This window comes from Methanoculleus sp. UBA291, from assembly GCF_002499755.1.
Lineage (GTDB): Archaea > Halobacteriota > Methanomicrobia > Methanomicrobiales > Methanoculleaceae > Methanoculleus > Methanoculleus palmolei.
Window position 1 is genome coordinate 44,776 of the sequence record NZ_DANC01000041.1, and the last position, 24,108, is coordinate 68,883.

The following is a 24,108-nucleotide window of genomic DNA, read 5'->3' on the forward strand; positions in this document are numbered from 1 at the left end:
CGGGACCGGGCCGGACCGACCGTCTTCCTCCATGCGTCAGAAGAGCCCCATGTCCCGGGCCTGGATCAGCAGTTCCTGCACCTCCGGATCGCGAAGATCGTACCATCGCTCGTATGCCTGCGCCACGGCAAACGTGCGGCCGGTCCTGATGTTCAGGCAGACGACGAGGTCCGCCTTTCTGGCGATGAAGTCAACGGCGTGAAGCGAGCCGGTGGGGACCGCCACGATAACCCGGCGGGGCGACCAGGCCCGGGCCGCCTCGACTGCGGCAAACATCGTATACCCGGTTGCAAGGCCGTCGTCGACCAGGATCGCAGTCCGGCCCTCAAGTCCCGGTTCCCGCCGGTCGCCGGAAAACTTCTTCAAGCGCTCCGCCACGTTCGATTTAGCCTTCGCGATCGCGGCGTTCGCCTCGGTCTCCGAGAGATCGAGAGCGGTCATGAGGGCGCGATTCAGGAAGACCCGCCCGTCCCAGGTCACGGCGCCGAACCCGGCCTCCGGGTTCCAGGGTACCTGCACCTTCCGTACCACCGCCATCCGGAGCGGGGCCCTGAGCGCCCGGGCCACCTCAAGCCCCGGCGGCACTCCCCCGGCCGGAATGGCACAGACTACCGGTTCGACGATCATCTCCAGCTGCGAGAGGGTCGCGGCGAGACGCCTCCCGGCATCGGTCCGGTCCTCGAAAACACCCAGCCGGTCCCGCATCGTTTTATCCTCAATGATCCGGCCCGTATCCAGCATAGGTCCGCCTTTACCACACGGGGATATTAACATCTTCCGGTGAGCGATACCAATAACACGCCGGAGAGCGATGATCAACCGGGTAGATGATGGAAAGAGACGAACAGAAGGCCGCGGTGACGACGACGCTGTATACCGACGGTGCTTCAAGGGGAAACCCCGGAGACGCCGCCTGGGCGTACGTGATCGTGCAGGACGGGTCCGTCGCGGCCAGCCGTTCGGGATTTATCGGGACGGCGACGAACAACGTGGCCGAGTATCACGCCGTCATCAACGGTCTGGAGGCTGCACGCGAGTTCACCCGCGGCGGGCTCATCGTCCGGTCCGACTCGGAACTGGTCGTTCGCCAGCTCACCGGGCGGTACCGCATCACGAGAGAGCACCTTGCGGACCTTGCAGGCGAGGTGCGGCGGCTGGTACGCCATTTCAGAGAGGTCAGGTTCGAGAATGTGCCGCGGGAGCACCCCTGTATCCGGATTGCGGACCGGCTCTGCAACGAGACGCTCGATGCGGAGAGGCCGGGGAGGTAACAGCGTGGCCACAATCGAGTGCATTCCCATCGGCGTCGTTCGGTCGCCCTACCGGGTCCGGGGCGACGCCCCCCGCCAGGGGCGGCTTGCGGATACCGTTGCGGAGATCCACATCCATGACGCCTACGTCCCGGGACTCGATAGCCTGGAGCGGAGCAGCCACCTCATCGTGCTCTACTGGCTCGACCGGGCGGAACGCGGGCACCTCTTCGCAAAGCCTCCCGGGGAGACCCGGGAACGGGGGGTCTTTTCAACCCGCTCACCCGCCCGGCCGAACCCGATCGGGTTCGGAGTCGTCGACCTGATCCGGCGGAAGGGCGGCGTCCTGGTCGTCCGGGGGCTCGACGCCCTGGACGGAACCCCGGTGCTGGACATCAAGCCCTACTCCCCCGAGATCGACTGTATCCCGAAAGCAACGGGCGGGTGGCACACGAAAACGTCGACTACTCCCGACAGGGGATAGCCCCTGCCCGAAACGCCGCTCCGGCAAGCCGAGCAGGATAATGTGTCATTACCTATACTTTTTTGTAACGATTGGCGTTAATATATAGTAGCTTCAGGTCCTTCTCAGGGAGGATACTGTATCACGGAGGATAGTTCTGATGGCTCAAACAACCAAACCCGATAACGAAACCTGTGCCGGGAACTGCGCTGGCTGCCCGTCTGCGACCGGATGCAATGATCCGAGAAATGCGGGAGCCCCGAGGGATCTCCCCCCGAAAGCCGATATCAGCGTAAAACATGTCGTCCTCGTCCTTTCCGGGAAAGGAGGAGTCGGGAAGAGCACGGTCTCGGCAAACCTCGCTTTTTCCCTTGCGAACCGCGGCTACAACACGGGTCTCATCGACCTCGACATCCACGGCCCGGACATTCCGAAGATGCTCGGGATCGAGAGCGCCCGTCTCCAGTCCTATGACGGGAAGATCATCGAGCCGGTCAGGGTCACCGGCAACCTTGCGGTCATTTCCATGGCGTTCCTGCTCCCGGAACGTAACACCCCCGTGATATGGCGCGGCCCGATGAAGATGACGGTCATCCGGCAGTTCCTGGAAGACGTCAACTGGGGCGACCTCGATTACCTGATCGTCGACCTTCCGCCCGGTACCGGCGACGAGGCGCTCACCATCGCCCAGCTCGCCCCGAACATCGCCGGAGCGGTCATCGTCACCACCCCGCAGGACGTCGCGGTCCTCGACTCGAGCAAGGCGATTGAGTTCGTCAGGAAACTCGACATCCAGGTGCTCGGAGTCGTGGAGAACATGAGCGGGTTCGTCTGCCCTCACTGCAAGGAAGAGATCGACATCTTCGGCAAAGGTGGCGGGGAGCGAGAGGCAAAGGAGCGTGGCGTGCCCTTCCTCGGCGCCATTCCGCTCGATCCCGAGATGCGGAAGGCGGCCGACGAAGGAAGACCCTTCATCATCCGCCAGAGCAAAGATAGCCCGACCTGGAAGAGTTTCGACGCCATCATGAACGCCATGGTTGAACAGGTCGAGGGGTAATCCATGGACTACTCGCGGGTCCTTGCCGGAAAGGGTGAGGAACCCCTCCCAATATTTTCGAAGGTCATCGGGGCGCTCGAGAACTACGAGGAGTTCCCCTTCCTGCTCGAACCCATCTTCCACGAAGCCGCGGAACTCGAGGACGACGACCTCGACCGACTCCGGTTCGGCCTCGTCCGCCTGCAGGTCTACGCCGACATCCACCGTTACGAGGATATGGAGGTGGCCCAGCGGATGAAGTACGTCGCCACAATTCTCGAACGGATGCTCTTCGGAAGACTCCTCCTCGAAGGAGAAGAGACCGGCGGCAAGCAGTGCTGCTAAACCGGATGGTTCGGCATTTCAAGACCGCCTTCCTCAGATGGCATTCAGATTCACGATAGCGTCGTGAACCGATCAGACGTAGGGGGAGGAGCCACGCCGCCCGAACGACGCGGACACTTGGAGCAATGAAGGTATCGCGCTTCGGAACCTCAAACGATGGAGAGTTGCGGGCGAACTCGAACCATGCAAGCAACGAGTATTTCCTGCCTGTCATGGGTCTGATCTTTCTGCGGCACGCATACAGCCGGTTCCTGACGATGAAAGACACCGTTGAAGCCAACTTTCCCGCGCGTGGCGGGAAGACCCGGGCACTGACCAAGGAAGAGTTCTCCCGGAAGAGCGCCAGTTTCCCCGAAACGAAGATCTGCGACGTCAGGGGGCCGGTCAAACCGGTGGACAGGGCCGAGCTCGAGGCCAATGACCGGTTGCTGACACCCGGCCGCTACGTGGGTGCCGCCCCCGAAGAGGAGGGAGGATTTCGAGGAAGCGCTCCGCGAGATCCACGTGGAACTGGAAGACCTCAACACTGAAGCGGTGCGACTGGCGGCGACGATCAAGAAGAACTTCGAGGAACTGGGATATGACGGTCTCGAATCTGCCGGAAGACTACGGCTCACTGCTTCTCGAAGTCAAAGAGCGCATTCGCGCCGCCCAGTACCGGGCACTCAGGGCGGTCAACAAGGAACTGATCGGCCTGTACTGGGATATCGGCAGGATGATCGTGGAGCGGCAGGCCGGCGACACCTGGGGTAAGTCAATTGTCCAACAGTTGTCTGGAGATCTGCAAAAGGAGTTTCCCGGTATCGGGGGCTTTTCCGCCTCAAATCTCTGGCGCATGAAGTCTTTTTTTGAAGCGTATGCCGGTTCTGAAAAACTCGCACAGCTTGTGCGAGAAATTGGCTGGAGCCATAACCTGGTTATTCTGGAGCGGTGTTCCGAGCCGCTGGAGCGTGAGTTCTACCTTCGCATGACCCGCAAATTCGGCTGGTCGAGGAGCGTGCTCGTCCACCAGATCGAGAACCAGAGCTACGAAAAGACGCTCCTTGGCCAGACCAACTTCGACCGGGCACTCACGCCGGAACTGCAGGTGCAGGCCAAACTCGCGGTCAGGGACGAGTACACCTTCGATTTCCTGGAACTCGGAGAGGAGCACTCCGAGCGCGACCTGGAGCGTGCCCTGATAGGCAGGGTCGAAGACTTCCTGAGGGCGATGGGGGGCGTCTTTGCGTTCGTCGGGAGCCAGTTTCGTCTGGAGGTCGAGGACAGGGAGTACTTCATCGATCTGCTGCTGTTCCACCGGCGGCTCCGCTGCCTGGTGGCCATCGAGCTGAAGATCGGCGAGTTCCAGCCCGAGTTCGTCGGCAAGATGCAGTTCTACCTGGCCGCCCTTGACCGCCAGGTCCGCGAAGAGGGCGAGAACCCCTCCATCGGCATCATCCTCTGCAAGGAGAAGAACCGCACCATCGTCGAGTACGCCCTGCAATCCTCCACCTCGCCCATCGGCGTCGCCACCTACCGGACGGTGAGGGAACTGCCCCGGGAACTCCGGGACCAACTCCCCGGCCCGGAGGAAATCGCGAGATTGCTGGAGGAATGAGAGGTGTTCGCAGTCGGAAGTATCTACCTCTTCCGGGTTCCTGGCTCACCGGGGGTTTGTGCAATGGTGCATTGCACAAATTCCGCGGCGCGGTAATACCGGCCGGCTCGATGAACTGAGATGTATGGATATACATGTATGAGTAACTTATCACGTAAAAAACGCTGTGGCGGATGTGGACTGATCCGGTAGGGAAGAGTCCAGAAGAACAGACTATCGTCAAAAATTCTGCAAAAAAAGTTAGTATGTCGCCAGATACCGGTCGAGTTCCCAGGGGTGGACCGCCGTCCGGTAGGCATCCCACTCGGCTTCCGCGACGCTCGTGAGGGCGTCGACGACGTGGGGACCGAGCGCCCGGCAGATGAGGTCGTCGGCGAGCAGGGCCTGGTGGGCCTCGTAGAGGTCGCCGGGCAGCGTCTCAATCCCGGCGCGGTCCCGCTCGACGGGGGTCATATGATAGATGTTCTTATCGACGCCGACCGGAGGCTCGATCTCCTCCCGGACGCCCTCCATCCCGGCGGTGAGCATCGCGGCGAAGGCGAGGTAGGGATTGCAGGTGGGGTCGGGGCTGCGGAACTCGACGCGGGTGCTGTTGCCGCGAGGGCTCGGAACACGGACGAGGGTCGACCGGTTGCTCGCGCTCCAGCTGACGTAGCAGGGCGCTTCGTAGCCGGGGACGAGCCTTTTATAGGAGTTGATCGTCGGGTTCGCGACGCGGGTGATGGCCTTTGCGTGCCTGAGCAGCCCGCCGATGAAGTGCATACAGGTCTTCGAGAGCCGGAGGGGTGCATCGGGGTCGTAGAAGGCGTTTTCCCCGTCTTTTGCAAGCGAACAGTTGGTGTGCATTCCGCTCCCGCAGATGCCGTAGATCGGTTTTGCCATGAAAGACGCGTGCAGGCCGCGCATCAGCGCCATCGTCTTCACTACGAACTTGAAGGTGATGACGTTGTCCGCCGTGTGGAGGGCGTCGCTGTACTTGAAGTCGATCTCGTGCTGGCTCTCGGCGACTTCGTGGTGCGAGGCCTCGATCTCGAACCCCATATCGGTGAGGGCGATGATGATCTCACGACGGACGTCCTCCGCAAGGTCGGTCGGGGCAAGGTCGAAGTAGCCGCCGCCGTCCTGGAACTGCGTAGTCGGTCTGCCGCCGAGCATCTTAAAGAGGAAGAATTCGAGTTCCGGCCCGGTGTTGAAGACGTACCCGTCCTTTGCCGCGTCCTCCATCGCCCGCCGGAGCACGTAGCGCGGGTCGCCCTCAAACGGCTTCCCGTTGGCCGCCTTGTAGACATCGCAGACGAACCGGGCTTCCGCGTGCTCCCGGGGCCGCCAGGGCAGGAGGGTGTAAGTCGAGAGGTCGGGTTTGAGCACCATGTCGGACTCTTCTATCCGGACGAAACCCTCGATCGACGACCCGTCGAACCCGATACCGCCGGTCAGCGCCTTTTCGGCCTGCTTCACCGGGATAGCAACGTTCTTCGGCAGCCCCAGGAGGTCGGTGAACTGCAACCGAAGAAATTCGACGTTATCCTGCTCAATGCGCTCAAGCATCGCAGAAGTGGCATCACGGGACATGTGGAATTCTACTTCTATCCGATGCAATAAATACCTATTGACACAAATATTCCCGGGTAGAGTTCAAAACTGTGGCAACAGAGTGTTAACTCAATCGAGGTCACCATGTGCGGCATATTTGGTGTAATAGATAAGAGGCGCCAGATGATGGATGGTTCCGGCATCCGACAGGCCCTCTCCATGATGAACGAACGCGGCAGCGGCGAGGGGGCGGGGTACGTCGCCTACGGCATCTACCCCGACTACCGGGACTGCTACGCGCTCCATGTCTTCTTCGACGACGCCTGCGAGAGCAAGGCGGCTGTCGACGCAACACTGGAGCAGTGGGGGACGATCGAGCATGACGAGGCGATCCCGACCTACGACCAGCAAAACCTCCGGGTGCCCTGCACCCCTTGGCGCTACTTCTTCAAGCCGGACCCCTCGCTCGCACCCGAGAAGGATATCATCACGAACCTTGTGATGAGGATCAACGCGTGCGTAAACGGCGCCGAAGTCGTCTCCTCCGGCAAGAACGTCGGCGTCTTCAAGGCCGGAGGGCCCGGCGGCAGGCCGGAAGAGGTAGCGGACTACTACCGTATCGAGGACTATGAGGGCTACCTCTGGCTCGCGCATAACCGCTACGCGACGGCGAGTCCGGAGAAGTGGGAGCGGCCCGACCCGTTCAACCTGCACGACTGGAGCGTCGTGGAGAACGGAAAGACCACCACCTACGGGACCAACCGGCGCTACGTCGAGGGCTTCGGGTACAGATGCTCGATCTCCACCGACAGCGAGGTCATTACCTACTTAATCGACCTCCTGGTGCGGCGGCACGGCCTCGACATCAACCTCGCCATCCGGGCGCTTGCCCCACCCTACTGGGAGGATATCGACCGGATGCCCGAAGCCGAGCAGAACCTGAATCGCGCCATCCGGTTCGCTTACGGCCCTGCGGCGATGAACGGGCCGTTCACCGTCGTGGCCGCGAACCCCGATATGATGGTCGGGTTCACCGACCGGGGCAAACTCCGGCCGATGGTCGTCGGTGAGTGTGGAGACCGCCTCTACATCGCAAGCGAAGAGGTTGCGATCCGCGCCATGGAGCCGAAGGTCGAGTCGATCACGCGGCCGGCCGCCGGTGAACCGGTGATCGGGAGGGCTGCACCATGAATTCCTGCAACCTCGGCAGCATGCCGCTCCGGTACCGGGTCACGATCGACCGTGAACAGTGCATGGAATGCGGCCGGTGCATCGAAAACTGTTCCTACGGCGTCTTCCGGCGGGACGGCGATGCGATCCTTATCAACTCCCGGAAGTGCACCGCCTGCCACCGGTGTCTCACCTACTGCCCCCGGGACGCCATCATGCTTGAGGAGCACCCCTGCGACTACCGGAGCCACCCGGTATGGAATCGAAAGGTCAGGGAGGCGATCTACAACCAGGCCAGGACAGGGAAGATCATCCTCGCCGGGATGGGCAGCGTCGCGGACCTCCCGGTCATCTTCGACCGCCTGATGCTGGACGCCTGCCAGGTCACCACGCCCCCCACCGACCCGCTCCGCGAGCCCGTCGAACTCCGGACCTACATCGGGAAGAAGCCGGGTAAACTGGACTTCCGGCAGAAGCCGAACGGAGACGTCGAACTCGCCACGGAACTCACCCCGAACCTCATGATCGAGACGCCGATCCTGCTCGGCCACATGAGTTACGGCGCGATCAGCCTCAACGCCCACATTGCGATGGCCCGGGCGGCACGGGAGACGGGCACCTACATGGGTACCGGGGAAGGCGGACTGCATCCCGGCCTCTATCCTTACCAGGACCGGATGATCGTCCAGGTCGCCTCCGGCCGGTTCGGTGTGAACGTCGATTACCTGAACCGCGGCGCCGCGATCGAGCTCAAACTCGGCCAGGGCGCAAAGCCGGGGATCGGCGGCCACCTCACCGGCGAGAAGGTGAGCGCGGATGTCTCCAGGACCAGGATGATCCCGCAGGGAAGCGACGCCATCAGCCCCGCGCCGCACCACGACATCTACGGCATCGAAGACCTCCCCCAGCTCGTCCACGCCGTCAAGGAGGCGACGGGGTGGAAGAAGCCGGTCTTTGCAAAGATTGCGGCCGTCAACAACAACGCCGAGAACGTGGCGGCCGTTGCCCGTTCCGGAGTTGACGCCGTCGCGATCGACGGGTTCCGGGGCGGCACGGGTGCCGCACCGCGGGTCTTCCGCGACCACGTCGGTATCCCGATCGAGGTCGCCATCGCGACCGCCGACCGGGAGCTCCGCAAGCAGGGGCTCAGAAACGAGGTCTCCCTCATCGCCTGCGGCAGCATCCGTGAGAGCCCGGATGTCGTGAAGGCGATCGCCCTCGGCGCGGACGCGGTCTACATCGGTACCGCGGCGCTCGCGGCGATGGGATGCCGGGTCTGCGGGAACTGCTATCAGGGGCTCTGCCCCTGGGGCATCGCCACCCAGCGCCAGGACCTCGTGGACCGCTTAAACCCCGATGTGGCGTCGAAGCAGGTGGCGAACCTGATCCACGCATGGACGCTTGAGATCACCGAACTGATGGGAGCGGCCGGGATCAACAGCATCGAGAGCCTGCGGGGCAACCGCGACCGGCTCAGGGGCTATATGCTGGACGAGGGAATCCTTGACGTGCTCGACGTCAAACCGGTGGGAGCGTGAGCAAGAAATGGCAAAACAAGTCACGATCGATGCGAAGGGGATGCACTACACCCCCTTAAACCAGCAGATCAGGAAGGCCGTTGAAGACGGTGCCGAAGAGATCATCGTCAACAACGTCCTCGGGCAGCGGTTCATCGGCGACGGCCTCCGCGGCAGCGCCACGATCCGGGTCAACGGTGTCGCGGGCGGCGACCTTGCCATGTTCATGAGCGGGCCGACCGTCATTGTCCACGGCAACGCGGAGCATGCACCCGGCAACACGATGGACTCCGGGAAAGTCGTGATCCACGGGAGCGCCGGGGATGCGGTGGCGCACAGCATGCGGGGGGGCACGGTCTTCGTCCGCGGGGACATCGGCTACCGCGGCGGGATACACATGAAGCAGTATGAGACGCAGCGCCCCATACTGGTCGTGGGAGGGTCCGCCCAGACGTTCCTCGGCGAGTACATGGCGGGCGGCCTTCTGATCGTCCTCGGTCTCGACGGAGTCATGAAAGCCAGGGAGATCGGGAGCGGGATCCACGGCGGGGAGATCGTCATCCGTGGGGAGGTGGACGACGCCCGCCTTGCCGCAGGGGCAAAGAAGGTGCTGCTCACCGATGAGGACCGCTCCCGGATCGCTCCGGTGCTCCGTGAATTTGCGGGCGACTTCGGGCTCGACCCCGAGCCGCTGGTCAACGCGAATTACACCCGGATTATTCCGGCGAGTGCAAGGCCTTTTGCCGGGAAGTATACGTGGGAGTGAGAGCATGGAGATGAAGACATTCAAGGACCTGGAGTCGGAGGTCTGGGCTACGAACCTCTGTTCCGGATGCGGAGCATGCGTGGCGGTCTGCCCGGCAGACGCTCTCCGATTCGCGCCGGAGGACAATACAGCGCCGGTCAACATCGGCTACTGCAAGGCCGAGAACGACAACGTGCCCTGCGGGGCGTGCTACGCGGCCTGTCCGAGGACCGACCTTGCGGCGCAGGGGAAGATGCTCGGGGCATGCCAGGAGGTCGTAGCGGCCCGGTCGGTCTTCCCGGTCGAGCGCAAGCAGAGCGGCGGTGCTGTGACGGCAATCCTCGTGAACGCCCTCGACGAGGGACTGATCGACGCGGTCGTCACGGTGACGAGGGACCCCTGGACGATGAAGCCGTCGTCGGCGGTGATCACCTCGTCGGATGCGCTCATCCAGCACGCCGGGAGCCGCTATGCCTGGTGGGTGCCGCTCCTTGCATCGCTCAAGGAGGCGGTGGTCACCCGGAAGTACCGGCGCATCGCCGTCGTGGGCGTGCCCTGCGTGGCACGGGCGACGCAGATGATACGGACGAGCAACCACGACCTCCTCAAGCCCTACGCGAAGGCGATCCGGCTCGTGATCGGCCTCTTCTGCACGGAGACCTTCGACTACGCGAAGCTGGTCGAGGGGAAACTGCAATCGGAGCAGAAGATCGAGCCCTGGGAGATCAACCGCCTCGACATCAAGGGCAAGATGGACGTCTACCTGCAGGACGGAGAGGAGGTCGCCATTCCGCTCGCCGACCTGGAAGAGTCCGTCCGGCCCGGGTGCCGGGTCTGCACCGACTTTACGGCGGTGGAGGCGGACGTCTCGGCCGGAGCCGTCGGGTCGCCGGACGGCTACACGACGCTCATCGTCCGGAACGACATCGGCAAAGGGTTCGTCGACCGTGCGGTCTGGCGGGGGAAGCTTGCGACCGGCGGCAGCGTCGATCTCTCCGCCGTCGAGCGCCTGGCGAAGAAAAAAGCAGAGCGCCAGGCGGAATAACCCTTTTTTTGACGGACCGGAGTTTCGAAAAGTTCCTGCCCGGTGCATCGCCGGGGAGCGGTCGGCTCCCGAAGGGAGGAACGCCGGAATTCGCGATCAAACAGCCCCGGGTGGACTCACCCGGCCGCAGGATCAAGAGGAAGAGTGATATTTGATGAAAAACCATAGAGCATCGGTAGTGTAAGCAGCAGTTTAGAAGATGTCTCATGAGATTTGCAAGGAGCATTCCCCTCACAGATAAAGGATTGAGGATACAGTTACTATCCAGCGGGTGGAAACAGATCAAAGAGCCCGCAAACCTCCGGGCTGCAACGTTGCTGTCACTGCCGTTTGCCTTTATACTCGGGGCAATCACGCTGGCGATCACGTACGGGTTAGATCCTTCGATATATGCTTTCTTAAGAGACGGTCAGCGGTTCTCCGTCACGATCCCTTTCAATCTATCTACCCTGCTTTTTATTCTGGCGGCCCCTCTTTTTATAAGCGCCCACGAACTTATTCACGCCGCGTTCATTCCGAATGTTATGAGATCGGATAAAACGTTCTGGGGAATAAACGGAGTGTTCGGATTTGTTTTTACGACCGAAGAGATCGAAAAAGGGCGGTTTCTCATCATCTCCATCATGCCCTATCTGATATTGTCGGTGATGCTGCCGTACATCCTTTCGATCTTCAGCTGGCTCAATGGATACACCATATTTCTCTGCTTACTCAATGCTATGGGGTCCTGTGTGGATTTTTTGAATGCGGGTCTTATAGTCATTCAGGTGCCCAGCGGGGCCACGATCGTCAACAACGGTTTTGAAACATACTACAAAGCGACCGTTCCCCCTTCACCCGCCGGGGGCATTTAGGGTTTTTTTCAGACCGAAGTGCCCCAATCTCAGCATATCGATCATTCCGTTCCGATCTTGATCCGTCATATGCAGGCGGGGAGGGGGTTACCTCGCTCTCTCCCCCGCCTGCTCTGCCGCATACCCGATCCCGACCGCAATGATCGGAATGACGAGGTAGCGAAGACCGATCTGCGCCATGTAGGTGCCGGCGTCCATCCCGGAGAGAGGCAGGAGGACGACGGCGTCGAGCGCCCAGTTGATCAGGAGCCATACGCCGCCGAGCAGGGCGCCTTCCCGGACGAAGCGGGCATGCACACCCCTGAAATAGACCAGGATGAGGAAGGTGCCGAGCGCGGCGGAGAAGACGAGCAGGATCGACTTGATCAGGAAGAGGTCGTAGAGCGGCTCACCCTCCGGCGAATAGAACGGGATTGAGAGCAGGAAGGGGAGGAGCCAGGTGAGGAAGCCGAAGCCGACGAGTTTTCCGGCCGATGTTGCGTTCATAGAATGAGGTAACTCTCCGACGGGATATACCGATCGAGATTGCCCCGGGGTATGTGTCGCGGTCTGCCCGGCAGCCGCCCTCCGGTTCGCGCCGGGAGATGCCGCGGTGGCGGCGATCCCGGAGAATTCCCTCGCCGGGGGACTGATCGATGCGGTCGCCACGGTGACGGCCGACCCCGGGACGATGAACCGTCGTCCACCTGCTCATGCTGATCGGCGCGGTGGCGCTCGTGCCGAAGGAAGCGCCGGTCCGACGCGACGGTCGTGAAACCGTCTGTGCGGTCAAGACGGACAGTATCAGCGAAACCGTGATCGTCCGTCCTGGAGAGCGGGTGCCGGTCGGACGGCACGGTTGTCACCGGGTCGTCGTACGTCGACCAGGCCGCGGTACACGGGAGAACCGGTTCCCGTGGCCGCGGTCCCCGGCGGGGACATGCCCCGATGCAGCAGAGGTCCGGGTGGCTCAGACCTCCTTTCCGGCCTCCGTCCCTTTCGGTGGCACCGGAGTATCATTCGGTGTTACCGTGTCCCCGTCCAGGGTCACCGGAGTATCATCCGGCGTTACCCGGGTCTCGTTTAGGGTCACCGGGGTCCTGTCCGGCGTTACCGTGTCCCCGTCCAGGGTCACCGGGGTCCCGTCCGGTGTTACCCGGGTCTCCCCCGGAACCTCCCTGATCAGCCCTGCGTTCAGCGTTAACGTCTCCGACGGCGCAACGGAGAACCGATCCGTTGTTCCCGTCCCGGGGTCGACGTCGCTCCCGGAGCCGGGAGCGGTGAAATCAAAGTCCTCCGGCGGCACAAATCGGAGGAAGTAGCGCCAATCCCCGTCGACACGGAAGATGTACTCACCGTCGTCTCCGGTGATCGTGGAGTTCAACAGCCTGTCGTCAGGAGTCCTGAGTTCTACGCGGACACCCGGGAAAACAGGCTCGTCTGTGTCCCGGGCGCCGTTAGCGTTGGTGTCGTTCCAGACGGTGCCGGCAACAAAACTCGGCGGCTGTGGCGGCTCTACATAATACATCCCGGCATCCCTGACGACTGTATCATCCCCGCTGATCGTGAAAGGATCGGTCATACCGGTCGCCGGGTCTGCGTGGCTGTCCCCGCCGGGGTTTGTGAAGACGTAATTCTCCGGTGGAATGAACTCAAGGGAGTACTCTCCGGGCAGGAGGGGACCGAAAAGGTACGTTGCCCCGGCGAAGTAGACCGTACTTCTTGTGTGGGCCGACGCCACCACAGCGCCGTCCGCATCCAGGAGCCGGACCTCGACGCCGGATATGCCCTCTCCCATGTGATCCCAGACACCGTCCCTGTTATTATCGTACCAGGTCGTTCCGTAGACCCAGCCATATGCTGCCGCCGGGGTTTCGGTCTGGTATTCCCCGACGAGACCTGCATTCAGGGTTTCTCCCCCGACTTCCACAAATCCCTCAGTTCCAAGTTCCGCATCTGCGTAACCCCCGTCCCTCCTGGCATCGCTGTCCTGGCCAGGGACGGTGAAAGAGTAGCCGTCTGGAAGAGGGAAGGAGACGCCGCCGTAGCCCCAGTAAGACCACTTCTGGCTCGGGAAGCCGTATGAGCCGTTGGAATCGGTGACTGTACCGCCGATCAGTGAGGGCTTGGGATTGAACAGGTGGATGCGGATGCCGGGGACACCCGGGTCACCCGGGTCACGGATGCCGTCTGCGTTCAGGTCGTACCAGACCCCCCCTGAAAACGCGCGGGCGCCCATGACCAGCCCTGCATCCCGCGTTACGGTCTCTGACGGCACAACGTCGAACGTATCCGTTGTCCCTGTCTCGGGGTCGACGTCGCTCCAAGGGCCGGGCGTGACGAATGTTACCTTGGACCGCTTCGACGGCGCAAACCGGAGGTAGTAGCACCCGGGCTCGTCGACACAGAAGGTGTACACGCCGTCGTCCCGGGTGATCATCGAGTCTACCAGTACGCCGTCGGCACTTCTGAGTTCTACGCAGATACCCGAATAAGCATCATCATTGCCGCGAATTTCATCGATTAAGTCAATGGCAAGCCAGACGAAGCCGGTGACGATACCCGGCTCCCCGGAAGGCGGAGTCGCTGCAACCATCCCGGCATCCAGAGCGGCCTCTGTCCTATTCTCGGTGAGCGTAACGTTCTCTGTCCTCCCGGTCGCCGGGTCCGCGTCGCTGTCAAGGGTGTCATCGCCGCCCTGGCATGCGGCAGTGAAGGTGTAGCCCTGCGGCGGGTCGAAGATCAGGTAGTAGTCGCCCGGCGGCAGACAGGTGAAGAGGTATCGCCCTGCCGTATCGGTCGTCGTGGCGTCGACGGGCGTGCCGTTTGTGCAGTAGAGCGTTATTGAGGCGCAGGGAAGCCCCGTTTCCTCACAGTCCTGAATGCCGTCTTCGTCCGTGTCTATCCAGACAAAACCGTCAACCGACCCGGTTGTCTCCGGCTGCGGCACGATGAATCCGGCGTCCCACCCGTCCTGCGTCTCCCCGGCCCCGAGGGCGATCTGGTTTGTTCTGCCGGTCGTTCGGTTCGCGTCGCTGTCGCACGCATCCTCGTCACCGACATCCTGCCTCGTAAAGACCATTCCCGCCGGGGGCACGAACTTCACGACGTAGTCTCCGGGCGTAAGGCAGGCGAAGAGGTACCTGCCGTCCGCACCGGTCTTCGTTGCGGCGACCTCACAGAGTTCCGCATCCAGGAGCGTAACGTTGACGCCTTCGATCCCCGGTTCTCCAGAGTCCTGGATGCCGTCTCTGTTGGTGTCGTTCCAGACGAAGTCACCGATCGAGGATGGTGCGGCAGTGGGTGTAACAGTAGGTGTAGCAGTGGATGTAGCAGTGGGTGTGGGCTCCGGGTTCGTCGGCGTCGGGCAGTTCTCCGGCAGGTTCAACGGTTGTGAAGATGCTTTCGACACAGCCCGCGGATTTACGGTGAATTTGACGACCCAGGCATCGGTATCCACCGCCCCATCCTTCCCGGTCGCGTTGAACGTCCCGGCAAAGGCGTACTCGGTGTTCGATACCTGGACGACCGATGCCGCCCGGTCTCCCGGGTTGGCCCCGCCGAGCGTCATGCTTCCTTTAACTCCCCCGAAGCTGTCGAGTTTGACGGCCCAGGCGTCACCTCCGGCAGGATTCTGCCCGCTCTCCCCGACAAAGAGATATCCTCCATCGGCCGTGGCGATGATCGATTCGGCGGACTCGTTCGTCCCCGCGTCTCCGTAGGTCCGGTTCCAGGCAACCCTGCCGTTAGACCCCATCCTGACAACCAGGGCATCACTCTCGGTCCGGTTGGCCGCACCCCACCTCACGGAACTCCCGGCAAAGACGAGGCCTCCGTCCGGTGCCGCCGCGAGCGCCCGGGCGGTATCATTTCCGGGGCCGCCAAATGTCGTGTTCCAGACCTCGGCCCCTGCGGGGTCGAGTTTCGCGACCCAGGCGTCGGTGGCGGACGCCCCGAACGACTCAGTGCTCCCTGCGACGGCGATGTTGCCGTCGGTAGTCTCAATGACCGAGTATGCGGCATCAGAGCGGTCCGGTTCGCCGAAGGTCCGTCTCCAGTCTTCACCCCCGGTGGCGTTGACCTTGATCACCAGGATATCGGTGGCAGAGGACCCCCGGGGTGTGACCGTCCCGGCGACGACGTAGCCGCCGTCACGGGTCTTTGCGGCCGCGTATGACGATGCATTGACGTCGGCCCCATAAAACGTCCTGTTCCAGACGATCTCTCCCCGGGGATCGAGGATGAGTGACCCCGCAAAGAGGTAGTTCCCGTCGGCTGTGTTGACCAGCGCCCGCGCGGCATCCCCCCCGCCGGCGTCGAACGTCCGGTTCCAGCGCTCGTCTCCGGTTCCGGTCAGGTTGACGGCCCAGGCGTTACGTTCCCCTACCCCGAGCGGACCGGTATCACCGACGAAGAGGTATCCTTTCTCGTCCGGACACGAAAGGAGGGTGTATGCCGAGTCGTTTGCGTCCGGCCCGCCGTAGGTTTTGTTCCAGGTTACCGAGAAGTGTACTGCGGCCGCGCTCGACGTCGCGACGAGCGTGCAGACCAGCAGCACAATTATCAAACTGAGGTTTCGCATCATATGTCACATCTTCTGGTTTGATGTTGCTCCCTCACACGCCCCGGTGATTGCATGCGTTATCCGAAGATGAGTGAAATGGTGGGCCCTGTTAGGGATGCTGGTTATGGGATCTGCGGTCCTGACGGTCGGTATTCAACTGTGAAGCAGTGTCTGAAACACCGTTCGCGGAGAGGATGGGCCATAGTAAGCCTAGAGGTATAAGAATCTATCTAAGGTTCTCGTGGGGGTCAACACCCCGGTTCGTCGGACCGTCCCGGAAGTCCGGGCGGCAGGAGCCCTCCGGGGCCGGGACTGCCATGCTGCCGTATTCTTGCACGGATCGAGCCACCGACCGCCGCCGGGAGCATCGCAGCGATTCAAAAAAGAAGCGAGGGCCGGCGTCCCGGGTGACCGTGTCACTGCCGCCTTACTATGAAGGGGCGGTCACGCCGGTCAGCACGGCTGGCCCCGCCCCGGGCCTGTGAAGATAGAGTCCTCGGCGCAGTGAACGTCAGGGAGTACCCTCCGGCGGGTCGATCAAAATCTCTCCCGATGATATGGGCGCACCGGCCCGCCGGTCGATGAAGCGGTAGGTCAGGTGGTACTTACCACACTCGATCTCGCTGCCCCCGAGGGTGACGTTGCCATTATCCTTATCATATTCGCCGATGGAGACTTTAAACCGGTCCCCCAGTCGAACGATCGATTCGTCCGGGTCAAAGCACGCGATACGCTCCCCCGTATCGTCGTTACTGAGTATCATGCGCAGGGTAGAATTTTCGCGTAAACCGATGCTCACCGCCAGTTGATCGACGTCGAACGCATCCCCGGCCCTGTGCTCGAAGACGACCTGATATGCATCCGTGTCCTTATCTACCATCGTCCCGGAGGCGACCAGGTCCGCCTTTATCGGCTGCGTGGTATCCCCGGCCGCACCGGTGGCGTAGACCGCCACAAGGGCCACGATGATCAGCGTCACGGAGATCATCAGCATCACGCCGATCACCTCGGACACAGCGTCATCGGAAAAATATCCATCATACTTCATGCCATTCACCGCTCCTTTAAGAGAATGCTGCTCTTATGCAGGAGAACCCCGCTCGGCAGGTGGTAGACCGCCACCTCGACCACGGCCGACCGCCCGATGCACTCCTCCAGTTCGTCCTCCGGAAGGTCGAGGAACCCGGCGGTCTCCTCCTGGTTCCCGGTGCTCGAACCGTTTCCTGTCCTCCAGACATCGGTTCCACCAAGGTTCTCAATGAACTTCAACGGCTTTTCCTTCTCCAGCTCCTCCCTCAAGTCGTACGATGCGGCACGCAGCTCCCCGTCCTCCAGGTGGACCCAGGTGTTGACCCTGAGGTCCCGGAGCCGGACCTGGTCCCCGCCCCGGTGCTCGAAGACGAGGGTGAAGTCATCCCCGCTTCCGGCGGAATACACCGCAAGGTCCACCGAGGGGGGAGGGTCCTTTGTATCGGCGGCCCCGCCGGCGAACGAGGCGACGAGCGCGGCGAGGATGACCACGATTGCGAGAAGAAGGACTACCCCGATAACCGAGGAGACCGCCGCCTCCCGGTCTACCATACGCCCACCTCGACGTTCACGATCCGGAGGGTCACGTTCACGGAAGGCTCGAACGTAAGCGTATGCATGTGAATCTGGGACAATTCCTCAAAATAGTACCTATCGTAGGGGTGGTCCTCGATCGTATCGTTGCAGAGTGTCTCCAGATGACCCTTTATCCCGGCTGAAGGGTTGAGAGTAGTGAGGTTGAGGTAAGGAGTGACGGAATCGTTGCAGACGAGCTTAGTTACGCCGGCGATCCGGTCTGGCTCTGGAATGGTTGCATTCAGCTTGAGCACGGCTCTTCCGCTCCCGGTGACGAACGACCCGCCTTCTTTCGGAGGGGGAGGGGTGAGGTTCACCAGGGTGATCACGATCTCATTCCCGAATCGGGACATGTCGATGAAAGAGCGCAGGAACTCGCCGCTGTCGGCCCGTGCCCCGGAGACGTTGTTGTAACTCGAAGACTGGGGCACCGTCACGTTGTCTTTCGTCACCGCAACGAACCCGTACTCCCAGAGGTAGCCCTGCGGCTCCCAGGCCGTGAACGAGGGCACGTAGGAGACGTTCACCAGGGAGGCATTTCCAGTCATCATCGCATCAGTCTGGTTGGTTACGGTTACGTTCACCAGAGGCACCTGTGTTATCGTGACCGAACCGCTCGACCGGACCGGGCTTAAGAGGATATCACCCCCCCCGAGGGAGAACGGCTCGCTGAACCGGGTGCTCGTCCTGTCCGAGACAACATGACTGCCCGAGACAACATGATCGATATCCGAACCGAACCTGGCAAAGGCGTCCGCCACCTCGCGGGAGTGCTCGATCTCGGACTGCTGCTTCAGCCCGGGAAGATACGTTGCAGAGTAGATCGCGATCAGCGTGACAATGATGCCGAGGACCAGCATCAGCGCGATCACGGTCGAGACCGCGTCGTCCTTCTCCATCATGGGACCACCCTTGGATATGGGACCTCCCCCGAATAGATGACGTTCTTCGGTGTGATCAGCCGTACGATATCCCCGCGTTTAAGCTCGGGGTTGAGCGTGACATTCAGATATCCGCCGAGATCGAACGCTGCGGTCCCGTCGTCGGCGTGGTCGCGGAGGTCGAAGTCACGGTGTGAATACTCCTCCCTGATCCCATCCTCCTTCCGGATAACGACCACCGCGAGGTCCTTCTTCTCCACCCAGTCGCCCCCTTTATGCCAGAAGATCACGACGGTGTCGTTTTCCACCACGGAAGTGCCGTTCGCATTCTTCATCGCGACATCGACGCTCGGCTCCCGGCCGCCCGGGATCAGGGAGAACGCCGACGTGGCAAAGAGGGCTACGAGGATGACGACCAGCGCGATCATGATCATCTCGCCGATGACCGAGGAGACCGCTTCGTCGTGCTGTAATCTGCCTTTCATGAAACCGCCTTCATATTATGTAGACAAAGAGGATCACCGTCGCGGCCAGCATCACGCAGGCATGCTTGAGGCCGGCAAGGATACTGTTCGCAGATAACTGCCCCGCCATGATCCCCGAGAAGAACCCGAGGATGATCCCGACATGGAACATTTCGCGGACGTTCGCACTGATATCGAAGGTAACGTCGTATGCGGAGAAACTTGAGATGAAAGCGACGTTCAGCTGGTACGCCGAATAGAGGTAGATGCCGAACGAGAGGTAGATAACGGCGAGGTAGACGAACGAGACGTTCAACCGCTTCGCCTTCATCTTGATATAGTGCTGGAGGTCGTTGATTGCAATCGTCAGGATCTCGCGGATGTAATCGGTCACCTCGCTTGCCCGCACCAGGAGGGAGATCGCCCGCTTCACCGAGACAAGACCGATACGCTCCTCCATCCGCACAAGCGCACCCGAAACGCTGGAGCCGAGCCTGAGTTCATCGGCCGCGACCTTTATCTCGTGGGAGAGAACGCCCATCTTGGTGTTGGCGATCATGAAGATGGCGCCCTGCAGCGTCATGCCGATGTCGCGCATATCCGCGATCTCGGCGAGGAACTCGGGCAGCTGCTTCTCGACCGCCATGACGTAGCGGCGGCGCAGCTCGTAGGCGATCATCACCGGGATCACGGCCACGATGACGGCAAGACAGAGGAAGACCTCCATGGTGTAGGTGGGGAAGAGCGATTCGAAGAAGCTGAACTGCAGGCTGAGGAACAGCGCACCGAGAGCCCCCACGCCGATCACCGCCCCGACCGTATAGTCGGAGATGAAGAAGGTCACGGGATGGCGGAGGATCTCTAAGATGCGCAGCCAGCGTTTCCGGGACTCGAGGCTTTTGAGGAATTTTTCGTCCGGCTCGCCCCCGGTTTCGGCATCCAGGATCTCGGTGCCGAACTCGGACTCCCGGATCTCGCGGCGCGCGACGTCGAGGTTGTCCGGCGGAAGGAGGACGTAGAGGATGAAGATGAGGGCAATCGCCCCCAGCGGGAGGCCGAGGTACATGAGCGGCATGATGCCCGCGAGCTGGTTCTGTCCGGCGAGGTTCTGCGCCACCAGCATGATGATGATCGCGATCGGCCCGGCGACGAACGCCGTCACGTAGACCTCGGCGATCATCTCCAGGATCTGGAGGAGCGACTCCTGCTCCTGCCGCGCAAGTTCGCGGTAGGTCTCGGACTTGGAGTTGAAGAAACTGGTGAGGTTGCCGCCGCTCCGGTAGACCAGCGCAAGGTCGTTTATCAGTTCCTTGAAGTTGGCGGACGGCGTGACCTCCTGGACGTTTCGCATCGCGGTGAGGAGATCGAGGCCGAAGACCTCCACGTCCCTGACGATGAGCCCGCACTCCTTTGAAACCTCCCCATAGAGGTCGCCCGCCTCATAAACGCTCCGGAAGATGCCGTAGAGCGTCATGGTCGAGGAGAGCGCCTGCATGTAGGTGACGGCATGGGGAAGGTCCGCCTCGATCCGCGTCCGGCGCCCCTGCGCCTGGAGGAGAGGATACAGGTAAATAAGAAGAAGAAGCAGGCCGACGACGGCGACGAAACCGAGCAGGACGGTGACGCCGTAGGGGAGGAAGGGGAGGATGTTCACCTCGACCCCGAGGATGGAGAGGAGGAGAACGGAGAGGATGTAGAGGAAACCGGCAAGCAGGGTTATGACCAGGCCGTACTGAAGATACCGGGAGGCGGGGATCGGTATGTGCGCCGAGAGCAGCGAGTGCGCCAGCTCATCCCTGAAGTTGCGGAACGTCGCTATATCGGTCATTGCTGTTCCCGCACCATCATTTCCTGCACCATCTGCCCGACCTTCAAAGGAGAGAGAGCGCCCTGGTGAATCATATCCGTGAGGGCGTCTCTTCGCACGGCGATGGCGGCTTCGAGCTGCTCCCGGTCCCAGCCGTTCCGGTAGGCGATATCGTCAAAGACGGCCGACCGCTCGTAGACCCTGACGAACCGGTCCGTCCGGTGGTCCCAGGTAAAGAGCGGCTCCCACCGGACCTGGTCGTCGACGACCCGGATCTCGTTCAACGAGAGGCACCGGCGGAACCCTCTCCCCCCCTCGTAGAGGAGGCTCTGCACCAGGATAAGGTCGAGGGCGTTGAACATCGCCACCGGGACGTTGATGGGTTCGTGGGTCAGGCGGTTCACCGTCTCCTGCACGTTTCCTGCGTGAACGGTGGAGTAGGTGGTGTGTCCGGTGTTCATCGCCTGAAAGAGGGTCTGCGCCTCTTCGCCGCGCACCTCGCCGACAATGATGTACTCGGGCCGCTGACGCAGCGCCGCTTTGAGGAGGTAGAACATGCCGACGTTGCCGGTGCCGCTGACGTTGGCGCTCTCCCGCGTCCGCATCGGCAGCCAGTTGATGTGTGGGAGCTGGATCTCACGGGTATCCTCAATGGAGACGATCTTTGCCACCGGGGGGATGAAGAACGAGATGGCGTTCATCGTCGAGGTCTTTCCGCTTGCCGTTCCCCCGGTGACGATCATGCTTTTGCGGTTTTCGACCGCGAGCCAGATATGCGCCATCAGGTCGGCGTCGTAGGTGTTGTTGTCGATGAGGCTGACCGGAGTCAGGGGGTCGGCGCGGAACTTCCGGACGGTAAACGAGCTCCCCCGGGAAGAGACGATGTCCGAGTAGGTGATCTGTGCTCGCGAGCCTTCGGGAAGGGCGGCATCGATGAGCGGGGTCGAGAGGGAGAGTTGTTTGTCGGCCTTCTGGGCGAGTTTGAGCACGAATTTGTTCAGTTCTTCGCCGTCAAAGACGCAGTTCGTCTGGATGTTGGCGTACCTCCGGTGATAGAGGAAGATCGGGATCTCCGGGCCGTTGCAGGTGATGTCTTCGATCCGGTCGTCGTTCATCAGCGGGTCGAGCTTTCCGTAGCCGAGGAAATTGCGCCGGAGGTAGTACATGAGTACCTCCACCCGGTCGTCGGCGATCTCCGGGTCGAAGGAGCGGATCACTCTCCTGAGGAGGTCCGGATCGAGACCGAGTTCGCCTCTTTTGCGGGCGGTGTCGTAGATGAGCGTTGCCCGGAGCTGCTCGAACGTCTCTTCCAGGACGATCAGTTCTTTCTCCGTTACCTTTGGCTCGACAACCTCGTAGCCGAGGGTGATCGCGTCCTTTCGGAAGATGTTGACGTAGGAGAACGGGGGGACCAGCCAGTACCGTTCTACAATGTCCAGGGCCGGGTCGGCGGGCGGGAGTTCGAGGATCATCGGGCCGGGGTCGGGGACTTCGTCTGCGACAACACCGTCCCCGGCAGGGGTCGTTTTCACCCTCCTGCCGAACAGGGAAGAGAAGTCGAACATCATATCCCTCCGTGGTAGGCTGTTTCTGCCGGTTTGCCGTGATACTCGACGGTCACGTCCACCTCGCAGTTCCGGACAAAGACCGCCAGCGCGTAGTCGCCGGGACCGAAAACCGCCTCATTCTTTCGCATATCTGCACCGTAGACCGTCTGCCAGCCGAAGGTTCGGTCAAAGACGGCGGCACCGTCTTCGATGCGGTAGAGCGCGAACCGGACGTCGCTGTACGGGGTCATCTCCTTATCGGAACGGTCTTCGTCCATATTCTGCACGGTGTAGGCGACCCGCCAGGGAACCGGGGCGATGACTTCGGTGACGCCCCAGAGCGAATAGGCTTCCCGGTTCTGGAGCAGCGGGTCCCGCATCTCAAGGAAGTTGTCGTGGATCCGCCATTTGTCGTCGTAGGTCCAGGAGATCCCGGCCGGGTACCAGGTGCCCGTGTAATAATCCCGGACCGGCTCAAGCCAGGTCAGCAACGGCGGGGAGGGATTGGAGACCGGGATGCGAAGAGCCGACGTGAGACTTTCGTTCGCCGAGAACGGGGGCGCCTCCCCGAGAGGCTGGCTCCCGGCGACGGTGGTGCCGGCATCGAGCCGGTCGTCGCGCGAGAGGACGTGACCCAGCCAGAGGCCGTCTCCGCCGTTGAAGAACGGGTCCATCCCGTCGTAGGCGCTGCGGTCGACGCCTTTCTCCGTGGTGTTCACGGCCCAGGCCGCCGAGACGATGATCGGCTGGTTCCAGACGGCATCCTCCACGACGACCGTATGGAGACCCGGCACTTCCGCCCCGGCGACGAACGTCCGGTTCGCCGGATAGTAGCGCACGTCCTCGAAGGTGCCCGATCCGGTGGCGTTCTGCCAGACGGCTTCGCCGGAGAACCACCCCGATGCAGGATCGCCGCTCGCGGGGAGAGACCCGTCATATGTCCCGTTCTCCGGGAAGTAGGCGAACCTGCCTGCGGGGGCCTCCGCCACGGCCCAATAGAGCCGCCCGGGGATTGTACCGTCGGTGACGAGGCCGAGAGCGGTGGCTTCGGGGATGATCGTGCGCCGGTCATGCGTTGCGGGGTAGTAGAGGAGGGAGACGCCGTAGCCCATCCGGTCAAGGATGGCGGCGGCAAGGATGGCATGGTCCTCGCTGTCGCCTCCCTGCCCGGCAAGGGTTACGACGGGGTAGTTCGAGTAATCGGCAGAGGCGAGGCGTTCCGCGTCCGTGGTGTAGTTGAGGCTCGCCACAAAGGCGAGGACGTTAGAGACGGTATCGCTGTCGCCGAACCCCGACTCACGGGACGTGGCAAGGAACCAATCTGCAACGGCGTCGACGACCCCGTCGTCGCCGTCGGTCACGACATACTCCGCCATGCGCTGCGGTTTGTCTTCGCCCGACCCGTATGCCGGGGAGAGGAAACGCTCGTAGGTATCTTCCGGGATGTAGAGGTCCATCGTCATCCCGGCTCCCTGATACGACCAGTTGTAGGACTTCGGCCCGGCGGGCGTCTCCTCCGGAGGCTCCTCTTCGGTCCCGGGGTCCGGGAGATAGGGGTCCGGGGTGACGGGGGCCGGCTCCTGCTCCTGGCCGGGAAAGCCGATGCCGGAAAACCAGAGGACGGCAACGACACCGACGACGGCGATGGCGATCACAAGAACCCCGATGACCTTCTTGAACAGAGACTCGTCAAAGGCGAGGTCCAC

General features: G+C 62.0%; 23 protein-coding genes. 12 read left to right on the forward strand and 11 right to left on the reverse strand.

What is annotated here, in order from left to right; all coding sequences use genetic code 11:
- Positions 1-36: 36 nt before the first annotated feature.
- Complete coding sequence (locus BP737_RS09470) at positions 37-741, reverse strand: phosphoribosyltransferase (protein WP_292410608.1); 705 nt, start codon at positions 739-741, stop codon at positions 37-39.
- An 86-nt stretch (positions 742-827) separates the two neighbouring features.
- Between BP737_RS09470 and BP737_RS09475 the strand changes: the two genes are divergently transcribed.
- The 6 genes from BP737_RS09475 (at position 828) to BP737_RS09500 (ending at position 4,691) form a co-directional block, all read left to right on the forward strand.
- The gene (locus BP737_RS09475; protein ID WP_292410609.1) at positions 828-1,271 is read left to right on the forward strand and encodes a ribonuclease HI family protein; all 444 of its coding nucleotides are present in this window, start codon (positions 828-830) and stop codon (positions 1,269-1,271) included.
- A 4-nt stretch (positions 1,272-1,275) separates the two neighbouring features.
- Positions 1,276-1,734, forward strand: a complete 459-nt coding sequence (tsaA, locus tag BP737_RS09480; protein WP_292410611.1) for a tRNA (N6-threonylcarbamoyladenosine(37)-N6)-methyltransferase TrmO — start codon at positions 1,276-1,278, stop codon at positions 1,732-1,734.
- A 139-nt stretch (positions 1,735-1,873) separates the two neighbouring features.
- The gene (locus BP737_RS09485) at positions 1,874-2,770 is read left to right on the forward strand and encodes an Mrp/NBP35 family ATP-binding protein (RefSeq protein WP_292410613.1); all 897 of its coding nucleotides are present in this window, start codon (positions 1,874-1,876) and stop codon (positions 2,768-2,770) included.
- A gap of 3 nt (positions 2,771-2,773) precedes the next feature.
- On the forward strand, positions 2,774-3,094 hold the full coding sequence (locus BP737_RS09490; protein ID WP_292410615.1) for a hypothetical protein: 321 nt from the start codon (positions 2,774-2,776) through the stop codon (positions 3,092-3,094).
- A gap of 125 nt (positions 3,095-3,219) precedes the next feature.
- Positions 3,220-3,624, forward strand: coding sequence for a hypothetical protein (locus BP737_RS09495; RefSeq protein ID WP_292410617.1), 405 nt, complete (start codon positions 3,220-3,222; stop codon positions 3,622-3,624).
- Between the two features lie 50 nt (positions 3,625-3,674).
- The gene (locus BP737_RS09500) at positions 3,675-4,691 is read left to right on the forward strand and encodes a PDDEXK nuclease domain-containing protein (protein WP_292410619.1); all 1,017 of its coding nucleotides are present in this window, start codon (positions 3,675-3,677) and stop codon (positions 4,689-4,691) included.
- Between the two features lie 240 nt (positions 4,692-4,931).
- On the opposite strand, the gene glnA is transcribed toward BP737_RS09500, so the two are convergent.
- Positions 4,932-6,263, reverse strand: coding sequence for a type I glutamate--ammonia ligase (glnA, locus tag BP737_RS09505; protein WP_292410621.1), 1,332 nt, complete (start codon positions 6,261-6,263; stop codon positions 4,932-4,934).
- Positions 6,264-6,368: 105 nt separating this feature from the next.
- Here glnA and BP737_RS09510 point away from each other — a divergent pair, with 105 nt between their 5' ends.
- The 5 genes from BP737_RS09510 (at position 6,369) to BP737_RS09530 (ending at position 11,555) form a co-directional block, all read left to right on the forward strand.
- Positions 6,369-7,415, forward strand: a complete 1,047-nt coding sequence (locus BP737_RS09510) for a hypothetical protein (protein ID WP_292410623.1) — start codon at positions 6,369-6,371, stop codon at positions 7,413-7,415.
- Entirely contained in the window at positions 7,412-8,932 is a 1,521-nt protein-coding gene (locus tag BP737_RS09515; protein WP_292410625.1) for a glutamate synthase-related protein, read from the forward strand. The genes BP737_RS09510 and BP737_RS09515 overlap by 4 nt, the downstream gene beginning before the upstream one ends.
- Before the next feature lie 7 nt (positions 8,933-8,939).
- Positions 8,940-9,677, forward strand: a complete 738-nt coding sequence (locus BP737_RS09520; RefSeq protein WP_292410627.1) for a hypothetical protein — start codon at positions 8,940-8,942, stop codon at positions 9,675-9,677.
- Positions 9,678-9,681: 4 nt separating this feature from the next.
- Positions 9,682-10,701: a Coenzyme F420 hydrogenase/dehydrogenase, beta subunit C-terminal domain gene (locus tag BP737_RS09525; protein WP_292410628.1), complete on the forward strand. Its 1,020-nt coding sequence runs from the start codon at positions 9,682-9,684 to the stop codon at positions 10,699-10,701.
- Between the two features lie 206 nt (positions 10,702-10,907).
- Entirely contained in the window at positions 10,908-11,555 is a 648-nt protein-coding gene (locus tag BP737_RS09530; RefSeq protein WP_292410630.1) for a DUF3267 domain-containing protein, read from the forward strand.
- A gap of 87 nt (positions 11,556-11,642) precedes the next feature.
- Here the strand turns inward: BP737_RS09530 and BP737_RS09535 are convergent, their stop codons facing one another.
- Positions 11,643-12,041: a hypothetical protein gene (locus tag BP737_RS09535; protein ID WP_292410632.1), complete on the reverse strand. Its 399-nt coding sequence runs from the start codon at positions 12,039-12,041 to the stop codon at positions 11,643-11,645.
- 106 nt (positions 12,042-12,147) lie between these two features.
- Here BP737_RS09535 and BP737_RS09540 point away from each other — a divergent pair, with 106 nt between their 5' ends.
- Positions 12,148-12,309 (forward strand): hypothetical protein, encoded by a 162-nt coding sequence (locus tag BP737_RS09540; RefSeq protein WP_342686152.1) that lies wholly within the window; start codon positions 12,148-12,150, stop codon positions 12,307-12,309.
- Positions 12,310-12,504: 195 nt separating this feature from the next.
- On the opposite strand, the gene BP737_RS09545 is transcribed toward BP737_RS09540, so the two are convergent.
- The 8 genes from BP737_RS09545 to BP737_RS09580 form a co-directional block, all read right to left on the reverse strand.
- Positions 12,505-16,119 carry an SdrD B-like domain-containing protein gene (locus tag BP737_RS09545; RefSeq protein WP_292410633.1) on the reverse strand — a complete coding sequence of 1,205 codons (3,615 nt, stop codon included), beginning with the start codon at positions 16,117-16,119 and terminating at the stop codon, positions 12,505-12,507.
- A 490-nt stretch (positions 16,120-16,609) separates the two neighbouring features.
- Complete coding sequence (locus BP737_RS09550; protein ID WP_292410635.1) at positions 16,610-17,146, reverse strand: type IV pilin N-terminal domain-containing protein; 537 nt, start codon at positions 17,144-17,146, stop codon at positions 16,610-16,612.
- Positions 17,147-17,151: 5 nt separating this feature from the next.
- Positions 17,152-17,679 (reverse strand): type IV pilin N-terminal domain-containing protein, encoded by a 528-nt coding sequence (locus tag BP737_RS09555; protein WP_292410638.1) that lies wholly within the window; start codon positions 17,677-17,679, stop codon positions 17,152-17,154.
- Positions 17,673-18,602 carry a hypothetical protein gene (locus BP737_RS09560; RefSeq protein WP_342686153.1) on the reverse strand — a complete coding sequence of 310 codons (930 nt, stop codon included), beginning with the start codon at positions 18,600-18,602 and terminating at the stop codon, positions 17,673-17,675. The genes BP737_RS09555 and BP737_RS09560 overlap by 7 nt, the downstream gene beginning before the upstream one ends.
- Positions 18,602-19,069, reverse strand: coding sequence for a type IV pilin N-terminal domain-containing protein (locus BP737_RS09565; protein WP_292410641.1), 468 nt, complete (start codon positions 19,067-19,069; stop codon positions 18,602-18,604). Before BP737_RS09565 ends, BP737_RS09560 begins: the two co-directional genes overlap by 1 nt.
- A gap of 10 nt (positions 19,070-19,079) precedes the next feature.
- Positions 19,080-20,876, reverse strand: a complete 1,797-nt coding sequence (locus tag BP737_RS09570; protein ID WP_292410642.1) for a type II secretion system F family protein — start codon at positions 20,874-20,876, stop codon at positions 19,080-19,082.
- Complete coding sequence (locus BP737_RS09575) at positions 20,873-22,420, reverse strand: type II/IV secretion system ATPase subunit (RefSeq protein WP_342686154.1); 1,548 nt, start codon at positions 22,418-22,420, stop codon at positions 20,873-20,875. Before BP737_RS09575 ends, BP737_RS09570 begins: the two co-directional genes overlap by 4 nt.
- Entirely contained in the window at positions 22,420-24,108 is a 1,689-nt protein-coding gene (locus tag BP737_RS09580; protein ID WP_292410646.1) for a hypothetical protein, read from the reverse strand. The genes BP737_RS09575 and BP737_RS09580 overlap by 1 nt, the downstream gene beginning before the upstream one ends.